The following is a 16763-nucleotide window of genomic DNA, read 5'->3' on the forward strand; positions in this document are numbered from 1 at the left end:
TTCCCGGTCAGACGGGCATCCCGTCTTTAATTGCGACCCAAGCCCAGCATGCTCATCGGTGGATCAAGGCTTAGTTGCGGTCAACTACTTCGGTGTCACGCGCACCGCAGGACTCACCAAGATCATCGTGTCGGTCGTGCTCGTGGTCCTCGTGCTCGTGGTGGTCGCCGGGTTGGTTTCTGGTGAGGTAGATTCGTCCCGATTGATGGGCGACGGTGCCCCCAGCGGTTTCTACGGCATCCTCCAATCGGCGGGCCTCCTGTTTTTCGCCTTCGCCGGCTATGCGCGGATCGCCACCATGGGTGAGGAAGTCCGTGAGCCGTCCCGTACCATTCCGCGCGCGATCCTCATCGCTTTATTCGGCGCGCTCGCGGTCTACGCGGTGATCGCGTTGGTCTCACTTTCGACCCTGGGTTCCTCACACCTTGCTTCCACCACGACGCCGCTCGCTGACGTTGCTGCGGCCGGCGGCTGGGAGTGGACGAGCGTGGTCGTCCGCATTGGTGCGGCCGCAGCGGCACTGGGAGCGTTGCTCGCGTTGATTGCCGGAATTGGACGGACGACCCTGGCCATGGCCCGCAACCGGGACCTCCCGGCATGGCTGTCCGCTGTGCATCCCGTCCACAGCGTCCCGTACCGTGCGGAACTGGTTCTGGGCGCGGTGGTGATCGTGCTGGTGCTGACCATGGATCTGCGCGGGGCGATAGGGTTCTCGTCCTTCGGAGTGCTGCTGTACTACTTCGTGGCGAACGTCTCCGCGTACACACAGGGGCGCGAGGCGCGGATGTATGCCACGGTGGTGCAGATCGTCGGTGCGCTGTTGTGCCTGGTGGTGGTGGCCGCCTTGCCGATCGAGTCGATCATCGGGGGAGTCGTGCTGGTGGCAGCCGGGGTCTTGTACCGAGTCGTGTTGGTGCGCAACCGGGGTGCTAGAACTGACCGGTGATGGAGTTGTACCTCACCGCCGACTGGTTGGAAATAAGGTAGCCCCGTTTGCTACTTTCAGAATCGGAGCCCGGCATCAGGGCTCGCGGACGAGGGAGCAGTACCCGCACCACGACAAGACTGACTCAGAAAGACGCACGTCATGGCGTGGATCATGCTTGTTCTGTCCGGCATGCTCGAAGCCGTCTGGGCCGCCGCCCTGGGAGCTTCGCACGGATTCAAACGTAAAATCCCCACTCTCATATTTGCTGTCAGCATGACACTGAGCATGGCTGGCATCGCGTGGGCCATGACCTCACTGCCCACGGGCACCGCCTATGCGGTGTGGGTCGGCATCGGTGCAACGCTCACCGTGATTTGGGGCTTCGTGAAGGGCTATGAAAGTCCAACGACCGCACGGGTGCTCCTGCTCGTGCTGTTGGTCAGCTCCGTGATCGGTCTGAAGGTGGTGAGCTGACATGCCATGGATCGTGCTTCTGATCAGCGCCGTCTTCGAAGCCGTCTGGGCCACCGCGCTCGGCGAATCCAACGGCCTGAGTGAGCTCGCACCCAGCATCGTGTTCTTCGCCGCACTTGCCGTGAGCATGGCGGGACTCGGTTGGGCCGCCAAACACATTCCCATTGGAACCGCGTACGCCGTGTGGACCGGCGTCGGCGCCGCGTTGACGGTGATCTACGCGATGGCTACCGGCACCGAGAGCGTTTCGCTCGGGAAGATCATCTTCATTTCGGGCATCATTGCCGCAGTAGTTGGTCTGAAACTGGTGCCGAGTAAACCGGGTAGGGCTGCGGAGACCGAGTCCGTTGGTTCCTCGGCAACCCGCTGACGGACCAAGAGAACCCGGGGCCCTGCTGATTCTGCAGGGCACCGGGTTTCTGCATGTAGGCCCACGCCATCAGGACCGTTCGTTGTTCTTCCGCGCAGCCTTGGAACCCAGGGTGGTCAGAGCCCGGACAACCTTCGAGTTCAGACCCGACGCCGCATCGCGGCCTTCTCGAAGCCCGGCCTGATCCGAGCGCGCACCGGGCAGCAAACGGTTGGCGATCCCCATGGCCCGCGTGGTCAGTCCCGGTGCAAGTCCGTGAACCCGGTGTGCAACCTTGGGAAGCCATCCGACAAGTACCGTGGGCTTACCGGCCAGCACCCCGTCCATAATGATTCGCGCCGCCCGGTCCGCGTTCATGGACAGCAAGGGCAATGAAGCCGCGGGGCCGAACCATGCGAATTCTTTTTCGGATTGGCCGGTGAAGAAGGCTCGCTCGTGGGAGCCGGTGCGCATCAAACCCGGTGCGATTGTGGTGGCCGTGACTCCGGACCCCGCGAGGGCTGAGGATAAGCCCTCACTGAACCCGACCGCGCCGAATTTGGCGGTCGCGTAGGGCAACAGGTGAGGAGGGGACACGAGCCCGCCAACAGAAGCTACGGTTACGTCCACTGCGATCTGTGGCTCGGATCTGCATCTCTACGGAGTTTTGGGCCCATATCTTTCGCCCGGCGATGTACTCGGTCACGAGTTCATGGGCATTGTGGAAGAGGTGGGGGAGCAGGTCACCAATCTCAAACCGGGTGATCGCGTGGTGGTCCCGTTCACCATTGGCTGCGGTGAGTGCTGGATGTGCGATCGCGGACTCTATGCACAGTGTGAGACCACTCAGGTGAAGTCCATGGACAAGGGCGCCATGCTGTTCGGGTTCTCGTCCTTGTACGGATCTGTCCCCGGCGGTCAGGCGGAAATGGTCCGGGTGCCGCACGCGGACTTCGGGCCGGTCAAACTTCCCGAGACCTATTCCGATGAGCGTTTCCTCTATCTCAGCGACATCCTGCCCACCGCGTGGCAGGGAGTAAAGTGGGCCAACGTAGGCCCCGGTGACACTCTGGCCGTGATCGGCCTGGGACCGGTGGGGCAAATGGCCGTTCGTTCCGCCAAACAGATGGGCGTGGAACGCATCATCGGCGTGGACCTTGTGGACGAGCGCCTGGAACTCGCCACATCGTGGGGCGTGGAGACCGTCGACCGCCGAACCGTGAAGGACGTGGCCGAGACGCTACGCGAGATGACGGACGGTAGGGGGCCTGACGGCGTCGTCGATGCTGTCGGTATGGAAGCGCACGGAAACCCCGTGTCCGAAAAGATTATTGCCGGAGCCGCGAGGCTTCCCAAGGCGTTGGGGCGCGCGGCCATCGGGAACGTGGGCATTGACCGGCTCGAGGTCCTGCACACGGCGATCAATGCGGTCCGTCGTGGCGGCACCGTATCGCTGTCCGGTGTTTACGGGGGCATGGCAGACCCCATGCCCATGATGACCATGTTCGACAAGGGCATCACCATGCGCATGGGTCAGTGCCATGTGAAGCAGTGGACCGATGACCTACTGTCAATCGTTTCTGAGCCCGATGACACCTTGGGCCTGGATCATTTCGCGACCCACCGCGTGTCCCTGGAGGATGCTGCCGAGGCCTACAAGATGTTCCAGGAAAAGAGCGACGGCTGCATCAAGGTGGTGCTCAAGCCGTAACCGGACCCAATTCTCCTGATCGTTCGGTGCGGGCTGGATGTTGCGCATTCAGTCCGTGCCGAAGCGGTCCACCACCATGCCGAAGACCCCGCCTGAAACTTCAGCAGGGTGCGTAGAACTGGATATTCCTCAGCTGGATGAACTGCACACCGTAGTACGAACCACGCTGACCGTAGGTCACTGACGTGGGGAATTGCGTGAAGAAGAAATTGTCGGTGACCTTAGTGGTTGCCGAGACTTGGTTGTTTCCTGTGACGTAGAACGTGGTTCCGCGAGTCGCATTCAACCCTGAGTTCGTGCCGCCGGTGCGGGTGGCTGTTTCGGAGAAGGTGACTTGGTCCCACTAGCGACGCCAGTTAGCCGGGGTCACTGTGACTGCTTGCGAGGTGATGTCCACAACCGTCATGGAACCACCCTGGACAGCGACGGGATTGCCGCCGGCCTCGGTGACTCTGAAAATGACGGTTTGAGACGAGTTGGTGGTGGTGGCACTGCATGTGTTCGCACCAGTGGCGTATTGGGCCAGCAGCAATCCATTTTCTTGGAAACTTGAATTGTTGTGCTGTATTGGCCGCACGTGGAAGTAGCGCGCCGAGCATTCATACCGTTCGTCATATTGACGGGAGTTCCCGTGGCACCGCTCAGGCTGCTCGTGGCGGTGAACATCAGAGTCTTGCCCGTGGAGCTTCTCGCGGTGTAGGTCTGAGTGCCCGAGGTGGCGTTCGAGGTGGACATATTCACTTCTCGTATAAGCACGGCGGCGACACAGCGAACGCAGGGACCGTACTCACTGCAATGACGGTGGGTGTGGCCCACGCGACGCCCTTCGCGATCGATCGCCGTGAAATCTGCGCCTCAGATAGCCCGTTCATATTCTCCCTCTTGTCCATGCTATGGAGGACAGCCCGTCCCCCTACACGTTAACACCGCCCGGTTACACCTGCTCATAGAGTCGGCCAGTCGAGAATTCGTCCAGGGGTAGGGTTGGGCCATGACAACACTAAGCCGGGTTACTTCCGTTCCTCGCAAGGGCGTGGATCTTGCCATCCGCGGGTACCAGCGCTACATCTCACCGCGCAAGGGATTCAATTGCGCCTATCTCGTGGCTCGTGGCGAGGACTCTTGCTCAGGGGTGATTCGAAATATCTTCGCCGAACGCGGGCTCATGAGAGGCGTTATACCCACCATGATCCAGTTCGCGGCGTGCTACCAAGCAGCCATGATGCTCGGTAGGGACCGTCCGCGCGTGCAAGGTGTTTGCTGCTGCGGAGGTATCCCCATCCCGATCCGCTTCTAGAATCGTTTCAGGCACCGATGACGACTGAGGGCCTCTGTTCGCACAGGGGCCCTCAGTCGTTAAACAGTTCGAGGCCCGAATTCCAGCCAAGGATTTCCTTGGGCAAGAAATTGGACCTCGAGCAACTGGGGTGAACGACGGGGGTTGAACCCGCGACCTCCTGGACCACAACCAGGCGCTCTGCCAACTGAGCTACGCCCACCATGTACTCGTCACGAGGTGGAACACCTGCGCGAGCAACGACGACCACTATAGCGCAAAGTTCGCGTTAACTCCGCATCGGGCACGCGACGTGGAAATCGCCGGTCAGGCGTTGCCGGAACGCGTCCGGGAAGCGTTGATCAACGCCGCAACCTTGCGGGCGTCGTCGGAGCTGGGACCGGGCTCTGCCGCGAACAGGATCTGCCGGTAGTAGCGCAGTTCGTCGATGGAATCCTCGATATCACCCAGCGCTCGGTGATTGCCGGTCTTCTCCGGCGCCTGGAAATAGGCGCGGGGGTACCAGCGGCGTGCGAGTTCCTTAATGGTGGAGACATCGATCACGCGGTAGTGGAGGTGGTCCACCAAGTTGGGCATGTCTCGACTGAGGAAGGTCTTATCCGTCCCCACGGAATTACCGCCCAGGGGAGCCTTGCGGGGCTCGGGAACCCATTCCTTGATGTACTCGAGAACTTCGGCCTCGGCTTCTTCCATCCCCATACCCTGAGGCAACTCGGGCAGCAGACCGGACTTCACGTGCATGTCACGCACAAAGTCATTCATCTGCTCCAGCGCGGCCTCGGTCGGCTTGATGACCACGTCCACACCGTTACCCAGGACATTCAGCTCATCGTCTGTCACGAGCGCCGCCACCTCGATCAAGGCGTCGTCGGACAGGGACAGTCCCGTCATCTCGCAGTCGATCCACACGATTCTCTGATTAGAAATAGACACGTCCTCTAACTTACCGCGCCGGAGGCCGCCGCGCGTGCGCCCCGCGCATCGCGATAGGATTCAGGCCGACGCCGCTCCGGGGCCTTTCGCAGGTCTGCCCGCGCGGCGGCGTCGGTAGGGTGAGACACAATATTCAGCGACAGGCAACCTGGAGGCATGGCTGTGAAGAGCAACCCCAAGGCTGCCGACCGCTCCAATTCGGACCCCCACCCGGGAACTGTTCTGGCCACTCGCCAGGGATCTGCCTACACCTCACAGTCGCCGCTCCGGACAGTGATCATGGGGGCCATTGGCTCTCTCATGGTGATGATCGGATCGCTGGGCGTGGGCTGGTTGGCCAGCATTTCGCCACTGCGGCAGAACCCCCTGATTATTTGGATGCGCTATGAAACCGGGGGAGTGGTGCTCTCCATCCTGCTCCTGGCCGTGGGCAGCATGATCTTGGTGCGCGAGTGGCTGCGGCTGGGGCAGAAGCTCAACAAATGGGGTGATGGCAGCGGCAAATGGGTGCTGGCCGCCATCACGGCATGGTCGATTCCCATGGTCTTCACGGTCCCACTGTTCAGCCGCGACGTGTACTCCTACATCGGCCAGGGCCGCGTGATGCAGAGCGGACTCAACCCGTACGAGCATGGCGTGTCGACCATCGAGAATTTCTTCCAGCTGGGTGCGGACCAACTCTGGGCCGAATCCCCGCCACCCTACGGACCCGTGTTCCTGTGGCTCGAACAACTCGTGGTGATGGTCACGAATGCGAGCCCCGATGCTTCGGTCATGCTTTTCCGCGCGATGTGCGTGGTGTCGGTGATCGCCTGCATGTGGGTGATCCCCAGGTTGGCACGGATGCACGGGGTCAAACCCGCTCGCGCCCTGTGGTTGTCCGTGGCGAACCCGCTGTTCCTCACGAACTTCATCGCGGCTGTCCACAACGACGCGATCATGGTGGCCCTCGCGCTGTTCGGCATCTATGCCGCGGCTGTTCAGCGCAATTGGAAGGGTGGATTGCTCGGTGCCACGCTCGTCACTTTGTCGATCGGTATTAAGCCCATCACCCTGGTATTTCTACCGTTCATCGGTTTGCTCTGGGCGGGGCGCAGCGCGTCCTGGCCTCGCCGTTTCTATATTTGGGCACTGACCCTTGCATACTCCCTGGCTCTGCTGGGCCTCATGGGGCTGATCAACGGGTTCGGTTTCGGCTGGGTGGCGGCCATGTCCACACCGGGCACGGTGTTCATCTGGTACGCGCCCATTGGACTGATCGGCTTCCTCGCCATGATTGTCGGCGATTCCCTGGCGTCCAACGGGCGGGTCTGGATGGACGTGGTGCACAACATCGGCACGGTGCTGTCCGCCCTGGTCGTTCTGGCGCTCATGTTCGTGGGCCGAGACGCCAAGATCTTCCGCCGCCTCGCGTGGGCTTTCGCCGCCCTCGTGCTGTTGGCCCCCATGATCCAGGCCTGGTACGTGGTCTGGCTGATCCCGCTGTTCGCCATCACCGGTATCCGCAGTGACTGGCAGCTGGATACGTTGTTCTTCCTCACTGCGTTCTTCACCATTTACGCCGTGGCCGACCAGCTGGATGTCTTTCCCTATCTGGACCTGAGCCTCATCTCGGCGCGGGTCATCTCTGCGATTGTGGCGCTGACCTTCGGCGTGTATCTCTGGCTCTTCGACCCTGCCACCAAACGACTGTTCCGCTCCCGCTACCGAGCGGACATGCACACCACCACCCGCTAGAAGCCTGCTTGCGGGTGGGTGCATCTCTCACGACGACGCCGCAGGGCCACGATCCGCGCGCCCGCCTTCGGCCGCTCGGGCGTCGTCGTTGAACAAAGAGCGACACAAGACGAGGACACGAAAGAGCCCCGACCATCGTGCGTTGGTCGGGGCCCGATCAATTCACCACTGAATCAGCGGATCACACACCGTAGTAGAGCTCGAACTCGAGGGGGTGCGGCACGAGGGAGAGCGGCTTGAGCTCGTACTCACGCTTGTACTCGATCCAGGTCTCGATGAGGTCCTCGGTGAAGACATCACCGGCAAGCAGGAACTCGTGATCCTCCTCGAGGGCCTGCAGCGCTTCCTCGAGGGTGCCCGGGGCCTTCTTGATGTCCTTGGCCTCCTCGGGGGGAAGCTCGTAGAGATCCTTGTCGATCGGATCCGCCGGCTCAATGCGGTTGCGGATACCGTCCAAACCGGCCATCAGCTGAGCTGCGAAGGCCAGGTACGGGTTGCAGGAGGGGTCCGGGGCGCGGAACTCCAAGCGCTTGGCCTTGGGGTTAGTGCCCGTGATGGGGATACGAATACCGGCGGAACGGTTGCCCTGCGAGTACACCATGTTGACCGGTGCCTCGTAGCCCTTGACCAGGCGGCGGTAGGAGTTGACGGTCGGGTTGGTGAACGCCAACACTGCGGAGGAGTGCTCCAGCAGACCGCCGATGTACCAACGTGCCACGTCGGACAGGCCCGCGTAGCCCTTCTCGTCGTAGAACAGGGGCTCGCCACCCTTCCACAGGGATTGGTGGCAGTGCATACCGGAGCCGTTGTCGTCGTAGACGGGCTTGGGCATGAAGGTCACGGTCTTGCCGAACATGTCCGCGGTGTTCTTGATGATGTACTTGAACTTCAGCAGGTCATCCGCGGCGGCGGTCAGGGTGGAGAAACGGTAGTTGATCTCTGCCTGGCCGGCTGCGCCCACCTCGTGGTGGGAACGCTCCACGAACAAGCCGACCTCGTCCAGGGCAACGCACATGGCGTCGCGCAGGTCAGCCTGCTTGTCCACGGGGGACACCGGGAAGTAGCCGCCCTTGGTGTGGGTCTTGTTGGCCAGGTTGCCGCCCTCTTCCTTGCGACCGGAGTTCCAGGGAGCCTCTTCCGAGTCGATCTTGTAGAAGGTGCTCTCCGGGGAAACCTGGAAGCGAGCGTCGTCGAACACGAAGAACTCGGCCTCGGAGGCGAAGTTCGCGGTGTCCGCGATGCCGGTGGAGTTCAGGTAAGCCTCGGCGCGCTCGGCCACGCCGCGGGGATCGCGGTGGTAAGGCTCGCCGGTGCGGGGGTTCACGATGGAGCAGGTGACCACCAGGGTCTTCTCCACGCGGTAGGGATCCACGAAAGCGGACGTGGGATCCGGAATCAGCTGCATGTCCGATTCAGCAATTCCCTGGAAGCCTCGGATGGAGGAACCGTCGAACAACTGTCCGTCGGTGAAGAAATCGTTGTCCACCGACTTGGCGGGCAGGTTGAAGTGCTGCTGCACACCCGGCATATCGGTGAATCGGAGGTCGACGAAAACGACTTCCTCATCCTTGATGTAGGCGAGGACTTCCTCGGCTGACTGGAACATGGACCTGTTCTCCTTCTGTATGGGCGTCCCGATCAGCGACAGCGTCACCCTGGAGTGACCACCGCGCTCGGTTCTGATGTCCATCCTAAGAACCTGGCATTGCCCGTCCGTGACACCAATGTTTCAACCATGTAACACGTGCGTAGGCGCGCGGTCGCATGGCCAACCTGGAATCCCGGACAACACCGACCGGTCGGTACTCACTCAGTCTACTGGGAATGGCTGAGTGAACAGAGGAAGGGCAGATAGGCTGAGAGCATGATTTCACGGCAGGATCTTGGCTCCTGGCTCGAAGGCGGGCCTTCGCGCACCAATGAATATCCGGGCGAACGTCTGGGCAGGCCCATTGACGGCCCGGCTTCCGTGGCACGGTTCGTGCCGCGGGTTTTCGGTCTGTGCTTCGACTGGATCGTGGCCATGGTGATTGCCAACCTGTTCCTGGCGCAATGGAACCAGAACGGGCTCATGAACCTTGCCGTGCTGTTCGCCCTCAACGTGCTCATGGTGGGTGCCTTCGGCCGCACCCCGGGGCACTGGGTCATGGGACTACAGGTACAGACGATGAATGGCCGCCCCTCCGGTTTCGGCAAAGCGGCCATTCGGTCGTTGTTGCTGTGTCTCGTCATCCCCCCGGTCATTTACGACCAGGATCAGCGTGGTCTCCACGATCGGGCAGTGGGAACCATTCTGGTGAAGGTGCGCTGACCTTCACGCTCCGGGGGATCAGCGTCCGCGCATGGCCTTGCGGTCTGGGCGGGCCTTCATGGGATCAATGCCCTTGGGGATCGGCAGGCGGTTCTGCAGCGTGTTCAAACGCTTGTACACCACGTGCACTTCCTGCTTGGTCAGGGTCTTGTCGAGCTTCTTCAGGTGCTTGGCGAGCTTGCTCAACGGCACCTGGTTCTCGCCGTTGCCGGACTTGACCACGTGAATCGGCACGTTCTGGATGACGGGGCCAATGCGGCGGCGTTCCTTCTTGACCAGCTTGTCCACGCGGTTCACGGGGCCTTCGGTCACGAAGACCACACCGGGGCGTCCCACCACGCGGAACAGCAGATCCTTGGACTTGGGGTCCATGGCGGCGGGCTCTTCCTCGATGATCCAACCGCGCTTGAGCGTGGACAGTGCTGCACCCGCGGCACCGGGCTGACCGTCAATTCGTGAGAACGCGGCACGCTCGGCTCGTCTGGACAGCAGGATCACCGCGGCAAGAATGCCGAACGGAATGCCGATCAGCAACCACGTGAGCCAGTTGCCCAGCAGCACACCGATCAGCAGGAACACCAGCAGCACGCCCAGACCCAGCAGGATCATCCAGAGCAGGATGTTCGGTTCCCGCTCCTTGGTCATCTGGAAGACTTGCTTCATCTGGGCAAAGATGCCCGGGCCCTTCGCCGCTTTACGCTTGCGCTTCTCCTCGCGCTTTCGTTCGCGCTCGACAGCACGGGCTGTGGATGAGGTGCTAGGTGACACTTTTGTTCCTCGCGATTGCTGGTAGGGGATTGCGGCCATTCTAACCGCTGACGCGTTGCCTTGAGTCGTTCTGGGGGTACGCAGGGCACAAGACGACGACGCCGCCCGGCCGGGCGGCGTCGTCGTACCGGAAGTGCGTGGTCAGCTCAGGCGAGCGACCAAGGAAGAAGCCTCCTGGCTGGCCGAACCCGAATCGTCGATGTGCGACAGGTGCTCGGGGATCTCGCGACCCATCTTCTTCATGGCGCGCGCCCACAGCTTGCCGGCGCGGTAGGAGGAACGCACCATGGGACCGGCCATCACGCCCAAGAAGCCGATGTCCTCGGCTTGCTTGGACATGTCGACGAACTGTTGCGGGGTGACCCAGCGGTCGATGGGGTGGAACGTGGGGCCGGGACGCAGGTACTGCGTCAAGGTGATGATGTCGCAACCGGCATCGTGCAGATCGCACAGAGCCTCGTAGACTTCCTCGTCCGTTTCGCCCATGCCCAGAATCAGGTTGGACTTCACGATCATGCCGTTCTCCTTGCCCTGCGTGAGGACATCGAGGGAACGTTCATAGGAGAAGGCCGGACGGATCTGCTTGAAGATGCGCGGCACGGTCTCCAGATTGTGCGCGAACACCTCCGGCTTTGCGTCAATGACCTGCTGGACCGCATCCGGTTGGCCCTTGAAATCCGGGATCAGGATCTCAACGCCGGTCGAAGGGTTGAGCTCGTGGATCTTGCGAATGGTCTCGGCATTAAGCCAGGCACCGCCGTCCAGAAGATCATCACGGGCCACCGAAGTGACGGTTGCGTAGCGCAGGTTCAGATCGCGGACCGATTCGGCGACCTTCTGGGGCTCGGAAGCATCCAGCATGCCGGGCTTGCCCGTGGCGATATCGCAGAAGTCGCAACGGCGGGTGCACGTGTCGCCGCCGATCAGGAACGTGGCCTCACGATCTTCCCAGCACTCGTAAATATTGGGACAACCGGCTTCCTCGCACACCGTGTGCAGCCCGCGACCGCGCGCCATGGACTTCAATTCCTGGAATTGGGGGCCCATCTTGGCGGTGTTCTTGAGCCAGTTGGGCTTCTTCTCGATCGGAACTGACGCGTTGCGCTGTTCCACGCGCAGTAGCTTGCGGCCTTCGGGCGCGATGGTCATACGTACTCCTCGCTTGTGGCGCTCGGTTGTGCCTGACGCGGTGGTGCAGGCGAGTCACTGTCTCCCAGCTTAGGAGACCAGAGAGTTCAGGGTCAGGGGTGTTGCGGGTGAGTCGGGCTCGAAAGGGAAACAGAGGTCTTTTTCCCGGGCCGCCAGTTCCTGTTCCATGCGTTCAACAACATCGGCGGGGTTGATCTGATTCCCCGTCTCTTCGCTGATGGAGGTCACGCCGGCGTCCGTGATACCGCACGGGATGAACTTGCCGAACGGGCGCAGGTCATTGGAGCAGTTCAAGGCGAACCCGTGCATGGTCACACGTTTTGAGACCTGCACGCCGATGGCGGAGATCTTTCGGTCCGGGCCGCGGTCATCGGCCGGCACCCACGCCCCGGATCTGCCCTCCACAGTGGTGGCCTCGACTCCGAAATCTTTGACTACGGCAATGATGATTTCTTCCAGCACTCGCACCACCTTGACCACGTCCAGGGGGATCGGCAGGCGCATGATGGGGTAACCGACAAGCATTCCGGGGCCGTGGTACGTGATTTTTCCGCCACGACCGATGGGGACCACCTCAGTGCCGTCCCTAGGGTATTCGTGCTTCTCAGCGCGGCGACCGGCAGTGTATACGGGGTCGTGTTCGAGCAACATCACGGTGTTGCCGCGTTCTCCGGCCACGATTTGATCGTGGACCTCTTGCTGCAGTTGAAGGCAGGAACGGTAGTCCACAAAGTTCGGGTCGAACCCCATGCGTTCGAAGTGCAGAGCCATTCGCTCAGCTTATCCCTTAAGAGGGCCTGTGGATAACTCAAGCGGGCCGGTCTATTTGGGTGCACAGTGTGTTCATGAGCGCACCAGAGAAGCGAACCCGGGCCCAGCAACGCCTCCTAGCGGCCCAACGGCCGCGCGGGGCACGGCCAGGAGCCTCGGACCCGGTGTCACGGGAACCTGGCGAATCTGGGCTGGACTATGCCCAGGAAGCCGACGACGCGTATGAGCTATCTGTCCGTGACCAGGCGGCGGCCCGCACAGAGGGCTTGGAACTCGCGGGACAATTGGGGTCGGGGCGAGGGGCGCGGACCTGGCTCGCGAAGGAAGAGCAGAGCCGGGAAAAGTTCACGGTCACCTTTGCCACGGGTACCTCCGCGGAGGAACGTCAGCCGCAACAGGTGTGGATGGCGCGGGTCGCCGAGCACTGGGCCGGTACCACTCATCCGAACCTGGTGCCGGTGCGGGGCACCATAGGAAGCGGGGACAGCGTGGAGGCGCTCGTCACGGACCACGTAGAGGGAATCTCCCTGGCCCAGAGAATTGCGCAGGACGGTCGGGTGCCCGCCTCCGAGATCTCTCCGATTCTCACGGCGGTGGCCGCGGGACTGGGCACCCTGCATGATCACGGGTGGGTGCACGGCACTCTGAGCCCGAACTCGATTCTCCTGGGCAAGGATGAGCGCGTGTGGGTCGACGGCTACGGACTACCCGTGGGGAGCGCGTCGAGTGCTCCCGGCGATGATCAGGCACTTGCGGATCCAGTGGTCTCCTGGGGGCATGATGACCGGCCAGAGGTGCTGGATCGCAGCGTTGCGCGAACTCCGCCGGACGACGTCAAGGCCTTGGCCACACTCGCGTGGGTGGCACTCACGGGGAGGGTGCCCGGGTCGGATTCTCATCGGGTGCCTCTGACTCTGGTGTGTCCTGCGGCGTCTCGGGGCCTGGTGTTGATGTTAGAAGCGGCGTTGAGTGACGAACCGGCGACGCGGCCAACAGCTCATGAACTCGCCGCGGGTATCGCTGCTATCCCGACCGCCAAGACCGCGCCCAAGGTAGCTCGCATTCAGTCTCCGCAGATTGTTCGAGCGGACGGTACAGAGGTGAAGCTGGGGCGGCCCCGGCGCCCGATGGCGCGTCGTGGGTCGAGCGCCACGACAGCAACCGTGTCCGTTGATCGGCCGTGGCAGAGGCCGTTGGTTCTGGCCTTGGCTGCGACCGCACTGACTGGCTGTGCGTGGTTCGGGATAGCCGAACTGACCGGTGAAGAATTTTCGACGGTGGCTGTCGAACAGGGTGAGAGCGAACAGAGAACTGTCGAGAACGACGACTCCGAGCCAGGAGGTCCAGCCGCAGATGCCGTGGCGCCCCCTGACCAGAGTCGGGACGCAGCGCCGCCGGCGCAGTCTGACAAGCCTGGGCCCGTTGTCTCGGAGGCTGTCGAGAATGCCGCGCGTGAGCTCGTGGCCTCGCGCGCCCAGGCATTGGCTACGGGAGACGGTACAGCGCTGGCAGCGGTGTATGTTCCGGAATCCCGGCTGGCGGAAAGTGATCGGTCGACCATTGCCCACGCCGCAGGCCAAGACGGCGTTGCCGGCGATGACACGGCGCTGTCCGGGTTGAGCATGGAGGTGGACCGCATGGAACCGGTGAGCGGGTCCGAACCGGCTCCGGGCGACCGTGGCACGTCACCCGATGGGCAAGCGCACACGTTCTATGCGGAAATCCTGACGGGCGGCTGGCACGGGGAAATTCCTGAGCGGGCCCACGTGGACCGAGAGGGCACCACCGTTCGACAAACTGTGCATCTCACCGTGACGGAGACCGACGACGGCTGGCGCATCGTTGATGTCACTCCGGTGGAACGAAAGGGTTGAGTGGCGCGCTGGAGGAGGTGCAAGAGATGCGCCTCCGGTTCCGGCAATGACAGGAGCCCCGCTGCGCGCGAGGCGTGGCGGGGCTCCAGAGTGAGATTTTCAGGGGTGGATGATCACCAGAAAACGGCGATGGCGGCGTTGATCAAAGCCAGGCCACCCACGGAGTGAGCCAGACCGGTGGATACGGGCTCACCGCGCTTGGTCTTGCGCATACCGATGAACGCGGTCACGGCCACCACCAACAGAATGACCAGCTTGATGCCGATCTTCATGTGGTTGACCTCGAAACCGTCCTGCATTTCGCGCAGGGCCACCATGGCGAGACCGGTGAGGAGCATGATGATCGCGGCCCAGAATTGACCCACGGACACGGTGGGTCGCTTCATCGTGGAGATCCAGGTACCGATGATCACGGCGAGGCCGACAAAGTGCAAAAACAACATGAGGCTGAAGAGGAAGTCCATGCTCCGACCCTATCGGAGTCGCCACGGACAAAACCGCCGGGATGCGTCCTGGGTGACCCAGAACACGTCCCGGCGGCAATAAATCAACCGAACGGTTGACCGCTACGCGTCAGCGAGCGACGCTCAGAGACCCACCTCTGACTCGAAGTGGCCCTCTTCCAGACGCTTCTTCATGGTGGAGAGGAAGCGACCGGCGTCAGCGCCGTCGACCAAGCGGTGATCGTAGGTCAGCGACAGGTAGCACATGTGACGGATGGCAATGGTGTCGTTGCCGTCCGCGTCGGTGATCACCATGGGGCGCTTGACGATCGTGCCCGTACCCAGAATGCCAACCTGCGGCTGGTTGATGATTGGTGTATCGAACAATGCGCCGAAGGAACCGATGTTGGTGATGGTGAACGTGCCACCGGTCAGCTGATCGGGGGAGATGGAGCCATCCTTGGCGGAAGCACCCAGCTCTGCGATCTGCTTGGACAAACCACCCAGGTTCAGGTCACCGGCGTTCTTGATGACCGGAACCAGCAAGCCGCGCGGGGTATCAACGGCGATCGCAATGTCCTCGGAGCCGTTGTACACGATCTCCTTCTCGGACTCCTTGAACGTCGCGTTGAGGACCGGGTGCGCCTGCAGCGCCTCGGCAGCGGCCTTGGCGAAGAAGGGCAGGAAGGTGAGCTTGGCACCCTCGCGCTTCTGGAACTGATCCTTGGCCTTGGTGCGCAGCTGAGCCACGCGAGTCATGTCCACCTCGGTGACCTGGGTCAGCTGTGCGGACACGTCCAGGGACTCGCGCATGCGCTTGGCAATGGTCATGCGGATGCGCGGAGCCTTCTCGGTGGTGCCACGCTTGGCATCCGCTTCCGGAGCAACTGACTTGTCCTCGGTACCACCTGCGACGGCCGGTGCCATGTCCACGGACTGATCCTTGGACTCGGAAGCCTTGGAGGACTCCTCGGCGGCCGCCAACACGTCCTGCTTGCGGATCCGGCCACCCACACCAGTGCCGGACAGGGTCGAGAGATCCACGCCCTTCTCGCGGGCGAGCTTGCGAACCAGCGGAGTCACATAGCCGGCAGCCTCAGAGGGGCCGGAGGTGGACTTGGGCTTCTCGGAAGAGGAGTCGTCCTGCTTGGGAGCAGGCTTGGACTCTTCCTTCTTCGAGTCGTCCTTCTTGGGCTCTTCCTTCTTGGCGGGAGCCTTGTCCTCGGCGGCCTGTTCGGTGTTCTCGCCCGAGTCTGCCTCGGTGGCGGCATCCTCGACCTGTTCGTCGGATGCTTCCTCGGAGGAGGAGTCGTCCGAGTCGTCGGAGCCGGAGTCATCGGATGAGGAATCGGATTCGTCGCCGACGATGGCCAGGACCTGGCCGACCTCTGCGTCTTCGTCTTCCTGGACCTTGATCTCCAGCAGGGTGCCTGCCACGGGGGAGGGAACCTCAGTGTCGACCTTGTCGGTGGAGACCTCGAGCAGGGGCTCGTCGACCTCGATCTGCTCGCCGACTTCCTTGAGCCAGCGGGTCACGGTGCCCTCGGTGACGGATTCACCCAGTGCGGGGAGAGTGACCTCCACGGAGTTGCCGGAGGACTTCTTGGTGTCGGCCTTCGGTGCTTCCTTGGGCTCTTCCTTCTCCTCGGACTCTTGGGAATCCTCAGCGGGCTCCTCAGCCTGCTCGGCTTCGTCAGAAGAAGACTCGTCGGACTCTTCGGAGCCGGAGCCGGAGTCGTCAGAGTCATCGGAACCGGAGCCGTCGCCGATGACGACCAGCGGCGCGCCCACCTCAACGTCCTCGTCCTCGTCGACCAGGATCTTCTCGATGACGCCCGCAACGGGGGAGGGAACCTCGGTGTCGACCTTGTCGGTGGAAACTTCGACTAAGGGTTCGTCAACGGCTACCTCTTCGCCAACTTCCTTGAGCCAACGAGTAACGGTGCCCTCGGTGACTGATTCGCCCAGTGCGGGCAGGTTAACGGTTTCAGACATTGTCTCGTCCGTCCCTCTCTAAA

The 16763-nt window shown here is 62.3% G+C and carries 15 protein-coding genes, 1 tRNA gene, 1 pseudogene and 1 riboswitch; of the genes and pseudogenes, 8 read left to right on the forward strand and 9 right to left on the reverse strand.

Features of this window, described 5'->3' with window-relative positions:
• The first annotated feature begins 58 nt into the window (after positions 1-58).
• The 3 genes from ABD283_RS06585 (at position 59) to ABD283_RS06595 (ending at position 1772) form a co-directional block, all read left to right on the forward strand.
• The gene (locus ABD283_RS06585) at positions 59-946 is read left to right on the forward strand and encodes an APC family permease (RefSeq protein ID WP_344224186.1); all 888 of its coding nucleotides are present in this window, start codon (positions 59-61) and stop codon (positions 944-946) included.
• A 62-nt stretch (positions 947-1008) separates the two neighbouring features.
• Positions 1009-1075, forward strand: a riboswitch (guanidine-III (ykkC-III) riboswitch).
• A gap of 12 nt (positions 1076-1087) precedes the next feature.
• Complete coding sequence (locus tag ABD283_RS06590) at positions 1088-1402, forward strand: DMT family transporter (protein WP_344224187.1); 315 nt, start codon at positions 1088-1090, stop codon at positions 1400-1402.
• A gap of 1 nt (position 1403) precedes the next feature.
• A complete protein-coding gene (locus ABD283_RS06595) occupies positions 1404-1772 on the forward strand; it encodes a DMT family transporter (RefSeq protein WP_344224188.1) in 369 nt (122 codons plus the stop codon).
• Positions 1773-1841: 69 nt separating this feature from the next.
• Here ABD283_RS06595 and ABD283_RS06600 read toward each other — a convergent pair whose 3' ends face one another.
• Positions 1842-2348, reverse strand: coding sequence for an SDR family NAD(P)-dependent oxidoreductase (locus ABD283_RS06600; protein WP_344224189.1), 507 nt, complete (start codon positions 2346-2348; stop codon positions 1842-1844).
• Positions 2349-2355: 7 nt separating this feature from the next.
• Between ABD283_RS06600 and ABD283_RS06605 the strand changes: the two are divergent.
• Both ABD283_RS06605 and yidD read left to right on the forward strand, forming a co-directional pair.
• A pseudogene (locus ABD283_RS06605) lies at positions 2356-3462 on the forward strand (zinc-dependent alcohol dehydrogenase); the annotation flags it as partial.
• A 991-nt stretch (positions 3463-4453) separates the two neighbouring features.
• Positions 4454-4759, forward strand: a complete 306-nt coding sequence (gene yidD, locus ABD283_RS06610; RefSeq protein ID WP_344224190.1) for a membrane protein insertion efficiency factor YidD — start codon at positions 4454-4456, stop codon at positions 4757-4759.
• Positions 4760-4885: 126 nt separating this feature from the next.
• On the opposite strand, the gene ABD283_RS06615 is transcribed toward yidD, so the two are convergent.
• Together ABD283_RS06615 and orn are read right to left on the reverse strand one after the other, a co-directional pair.
• Positions 4886-4961, reverse strand: a tRNA-His gene (locus ABD283_RS06615).
• Positions 4962-5065: 104 nt separating this feature from the next.
• Entirely contained in the window at positions 5066-5692 is a 627-nt protein-coding gene (gene orn / locus ABD283_RS06620) for an oligoribonuclease (RefSeq protein ID WP_344224191.1), read from the reverse strand.
• Between the two features lie 156 nt (positions 5693-5848).
• On the opposite strand from orn, the gene mptB reads away from it, so the two are divergent.
• Complete coding sequence (mptB, locus tag ABD283_RS06625; protein WP_344224192.1) at positions 5849-7429, forward strand: polyprenol phosphomannose-dependent alpha 1,6 mannosyltransferase MptB; 1581 nt, start codon at positions 5849-5851, stop codon at positions 7427-7429.
• A gap of 181 nt (positions 7430-7610) precedes the next feature.
• Here the strand turns inward: mptB and glnA are convergent, their stop codons facing one another.
• On the reverse strand, positions 7611-9035 hold the full coding sequence (gene glnA / locus ABD283_RS06630) for a type I glutamate--ammonia ligase (protein ID WP_344224193.1): 1425 nt from the start codon (positions 9033-9035) through the stop codon (positions 7611-7613).
• Between the two features lie 258 nt (positions 9036-9293).
• Here glnA and ABD283_RS06635 point away from each other — a divergent pair, with 258 nt between their 5' ends.
• Positions 9294-9740 (forward strand): RDD family protein, encoded by a 447-nt coding sequence (locus ABD283_RS06635; RefSeq protein WP_344224194.1) that lies wholly within the window; start codon positions 9294-9296, stop codon positions 9738-9740.
• 18 nt (positions 9741-9758) lie between these two features.
• Here the strand turns inward: ABD283_RS06635 and ABD283_RS06640 are convergent, their stop codons facing one another.
• The 3 genes from ABD283_RS06640 to lipB all read right to left on the reverse strand — a co-directional run bounded on the left by ABD283_RS06640 (position 9759) and on the right by lipB (position 12428).
• A complete protein-coding gene (locus tag ABD283_RS06640) occupies positions 9759-10508 on the reverse strand; it encodes a DUF4191 domain-containing protein (protein ID WP_344224195.1) in 750 nt (249 codons plus the stop codon).
• A gap of 141 nt (positions 10509-10649) precedes the next feature.
• The gene (lipA, locus tag ABD283_RS06645) at positions 10650-11657 is read right to left on the reverse strand and encodes a lipoyl synthase (RefSeq protein ID WP_344224196.1); all 1008 of its coding nucleotides are present in this window, start codon (positions 11655-11657) and stop codon (positions 10650-10652) included.
• A gap of 69 nt (positions 11658-11726) precedes the next feature.
• Positions 11727-12428, reverse strand: coding sequence for a lipoyl(octanoyl) transferase LipB (gene lipB, locus ABD283_RS06650; RefSeq protein ID WP_344224197.1), 702 nt, complete (start codon positions 12426-12428; stop codon positions 11727-11729).
• 74 nt (positions 12429-12502) lie between these two features.
• On the opposite strand from lipB, the gene ABD283_RS06655 reads away from it, so the two are divergent.
• Complete coding sequence (locus tag ABD283_RS06655; protein WP_344224198.1) at positions 12503-14302, forward strand: protein kinase domain-containing protein; 1800 nt, start codon at positions 12503-12505, stop codon at positions 14300-14302.
• Positions 14303-14415: 113 nt separating this feature from the next.
• On the opposite strand, the gene ABD283_RS06660 is transcribed toward ABD283_RS06655, so the two are convergent.
• Both ABD283_RS06660 and sucB read right to left on the reverse strand, forming a co-directional pair.
• Entirely contained in the window at positions 14416-14766 is a 351-nt protein-coding gene (locus ABD283_RS06660; RefSeq protein WP_344224199.1) for a hypothetical protein, read from the reverse strand.
• 123 nt (positions 14767-14889) lie between these two features.
• Positions 14890-16740 carry a 2-oxoglutarate dehydrogenase, E2 component, dihydrolipoamide succinyltransferase gene (gene sucB / locus ABD283_RS06665; RefSeq protein ID WP_344224200.1) on the reverse strand — a complete coding sequence of 617 codons (1851 nt, stop codon included), beginning with the start codon at positions 16738-16740 and terminating at the stop codon, positions 14890-14892.
• Between the last annotated feature and the right edge of the window lie 23 nt (positions 16741-16763).

Origin of the sequence: Kocuria atrinae, assembly GCF_039531425.1 — a bacterium.
Lineage (GTDB): Bacteria > Actinomycetota > Actinomycetes > Actinomycetales > Micrococcaceae > Kocuria > Kocuria atrinae.